Genomic DNA, 2493 nt, shown 5'->3' with positions numbered 1-2493 from the left:
ATCGGGATTTTACAAGGTTTGAGAGTTCTATGAGTTGCTGATTACGTAGAGTAATTATTTGATTTATTTTAGTTAAATTATTACAAATTTCTTGCTGAATACTATTTTCAACAATAGGGACCTCTATATTTTTTAAGTACGTTAAATTAATATTATTCTGAGCTACTCCTCTACTATCGTTTTTTACTCTATTTTTAATAGAAAGAAGGAAAAAATAAAGATATTCTTTTAATACTTTTTCAGACTTTAAATGTAAACCTGCTATAGCCTGATTTGTTGCAGCATCAATATCTAATATAGCTACTTCACCAATAGTAGCAAAAATAGTATACAATATCGTACCTCTTGAAAATAATTTTGCAGAGGAAAACCGCAATCCTAAATCTGTAATATGTTCTTCAACTTTAGAGATGTATTTTGAGTTTATATCTTTTATTTTTACCCAAGGTATATTACCTTGAACCCAAAATTCTTGCTTATTTCTTGAAGGAGTTCCTCCTGCTTGTATCTCACAAATTTCACCTAGTTTCACTTTCTTCATGCAACCACCTCCTCGAAATATCGGGATTTGCACTTAAGAGATGAATTTCTGATGGGAATGTTTGACATTACTTTGGTTGACCATAGCATAGGCTAAGGTTGTGTCAATTTTGCTGTGACCTAGCAGTTTTTGGACTTGTTCGATAGGCATTCCCTTATCAATTGCCTTTGTTGCTAGTGTTCTTCTGAATTTATGAGGGTGGACCTTTTGAATTCCAAGCTTTTGACCTAACTTTCTTAATCGAATCTCAACACCAGCTATTCCAAGTCTCTGGGCTTTTCCAAGCAAAGTAACAAAAAGTGCTGGATGATTATCTTCTCTGCTATTGATATAGTTCCTTAAATGGATTTTCGTACGAGCATCAAAATAAACAGGTCTCTCCTTTTTACCTTTCCCAAATACAACACATTCACGATTTTCAAAGTCGATATCTGAGCGATTCAGTTGAACAAGTTCTCCCACGCGCATTCCTGTAGAAGCTAGTAGATCGATCATTGCTAAATCCCTTAAGTTTTCACAATTGTCTCGCATGATTTCAAGATGTTCATCAGTATAAGTTTCTTTCACAGTTTGTTCGGTCTTAATCTTTTTTATCCGTCGAATAGGATTTTTGATGATATATTCCTCCTGCTCAAGCCAAGCAAAAAACGAAGACAGGATGCGTCGGATATTGTCCAAATTTGCTTTACTGCAATCTTTTTCTGACTGATACTGTGCTAGATAACTTCTCAAATCATCTGTTGTCAGTTGTGTTACAGACTGCTTTATGCTTGTAAATAAGTTTTCAATGGTTCTTTGATAATAACGAATGGTTTTTGCACTACACCCCTCCACCTGTTTAGCAGTAATAAATAAGGCTAACAAGGAATTATTCGTATACTTCTGTTGATTTACACCACTCACTAAATGACGCTCTAAACTCTCCCGTAATGCTAGTAATTGTGCATTGTTTAAAAGAGGTAGCATTTCTTGAATGATGATTGTCACTTTTGTTTCCATATTTTCTCACTTTCATTATTTCAATAAAAAGAGACAATATTAGTTTTCTGCATTACAGAATTCTAATACTGTCTGTTTATCTATTTTTTACTTATAGGATTTAAATATCCAATCTTAAATTTGGCCATTAGCTCTAAATGAATGTTCTGAGATCCATTTGGTGTAGCTAGACAACTTTTCATCTGTTAAGGATTCTACTGCGATAGTTACACACATATCGACCGCTTCTTCAACTGTTACAGAAAAACGATAACCATTTAACTGTAGAAATTTCACCAAAACAAAGAAAGCAGTTCGTTTATTAGCGTTGGCAAAAACATGCTTCTTGATCAATTGGACAAATAGTATCGTTGCCTTATCAAAAATTGTTGGATAAAGAGGTTTACCGAAGACAAATTGTTCTGGTAAATTGACAATCATATTTAAGGCAGAAGGACTAACCGTTTGAATTTTTTCATTAGGTGAATACCGTTGAATTGCTAAAGCATTGATTTTTTCAATTTGCCTTTCTGTAAGATAGACTGTCATTTTTCCACCAAAGCTTTGAAAACATCATCGTATTCGTCAAAAATTTTGTCCAAATTTAAGTCAAAGGCATCATCAGATACATAAGAAATCTGATGTCCAGACTCTTCGGGAGTAAAGATAATTTCACCACTTGGTAACAATTTCGCTTCGTATTTTACACCACTTGGAATATTGAATTCACTTGGAATGGTAATGGTGATTGAATTTCCTTGTTTTCTTGTTTTTACTACCATCTGATTTCCTCCTTTGAAGTATTATAACAAATAATTACCGTAATTACAATGACAGAATATCAGCCAAAATACTCCTGCATAAGAGATTTCTTCAAAGTTTCAAGTTCTTCTAGTGATTTTTGAATTGCCAATTGTGATTTGTCAACCTGAGCCACAAAGTCTGCGAACTCGTTTTGTAGGGAAAGAGGGGGG

At 33.8% G+C, this 2493-nt stretch carries 4 protein-coding genes and 1 pseudogene; all 5 read right to left on the bottom strand.

Annotated features, from left to right (window positions below):
- The coding region (locus ADF68_RS08975; RefSeq protein ID WP_049549515.1) for a restriction endonuclease subunit S at window positions 1-541 on the bottom strand (541 nt) is incomplete at its 3' end.
- Window positions 542-574: 33 nt separating this feature from the next.
- Window positions 575-1540, bottom strand: coding sequence for a site-specific tyrosine recombinase/integron integrase (gene xerA / locus ADF68_RS08970; RefSeq protein ID WP_049549514.1), 966 nt, complete (start codon window positions 1538-1540; stop codon window positions 575-577).
- A 114-nt stretch (window positions 1541-1654) separates the two neighbouring features.
- A complete protein-coding gene (locus ADF68_RS08965; protein ID WP_049549513.1) occupies window positions 1655-2068 on the bottom strand; it encodes a type II toxin-antitoxin system death-on-curing family toxin in 414 nt (137 codons plus the stop codon).
- The gene (locus tag ADF68_RS08960) at window positions 2065-2301 is read right to left on the bottom strand and encodes an AbrB family transcriptional regulator (protein ID WP_000260607.1); all 237 of its coding nucleotides are present in this window, start codon (window positions 2299-2301) and stop codon (window positions 2065-2067) included. Before ADF68_RS08960 ends, ADF68_RS08965 begins: the two co-directional genes overlap by 4 nt.
- Before the next feature lie 59 nt (window positions 2302-2360).
- Window positions 2361-2493, bottom strand: a pseudogene (locus ADF68_RS11295) (restriction endonuclease subunit S); the annotation flags it as partial.

Source organism: Streptococcus pseudopneumoniae (assembly GCF_001068775.1).
Taxonomy (GTDB): Bacteria; Bacillota; Bacilli; order Lactobacillales; family Streptococcaceae; genus Streptococcus; species Streptococcus pseudopneumoniae_N.
This window is presented reverse-complemented; position numbering and strand designations above follow the sequence as displayed.